Source organism: Anaerococcus lactolyticus ATCC 51172 (genome assembly GCF_000156575.1).
Classification (GTDB): domain Bacteria; phylum Bacillota; class Clostridia; order Tissierellales; family Peptoniphilaceae; genus Anaerococcus; species Anaerococcus lactolyticus.
The window spans coordinates 550,003-550,458 of record NZ_GG666044.1 but is presented as its reverse complement, the minus strand read 5'-3'; the positions used below and the strand labels follow the sequence as shown (position 1 = coordinate 550,458).

Annotated in this window: 1 protein-coding gene; it reads right to left on the bottom strand. The window is 29.2% G+C overall.

Translation table 11 applies throughout. The features are described 5' to 3' along the window. Positions 1 to 40: 40 nt before the first annotated feature. Positions 41 to 456: ATP-binding protein (locus HMPREF0072_RS02535; protein WP_004827252.1), on the bottom strand; the 416-nt coding region annotated here is incomplete at its 5' end.

The window sequence follows — 456 nt, the reverse complement described above, 5'->3', positions numbered from 1 at the left end:
TCTTACTTCAAGGTTAAGGCTCGACCTAGATACTTCTTCATTAATCATCTATTCCACCTCCATATAAAAGTAACTCTTTGTATTTTCTTAACTTCTCTTGATGGATTTTTCTTCTAAAATCTTCTCCCGTAACTTTAACTGGTATTGTCATTTCAAGTATTCTTGAATATATCCTCTGATACTCAAGTTCAATATTAGGATTTTGAATAATTTCCAATGATAAGTTTGTAGTGAAAATTGTCGGCCTGCCTTTTAAGTATCTTGAGTTTATAATGTTATATACTTGTTCTCTTGCATAAGATGTATCCCTTTCAATTCCAAGGTCATCTAAGATTAACAAAGGAATATTAGAGAGGTTACTTATTATTTCATTTGAATCAACCTTAAATGCAGATTTTTGTATTTGATTTATAACCTGAGATAAATTCATAATCTTAACTTTAACTTGTTCTCTTT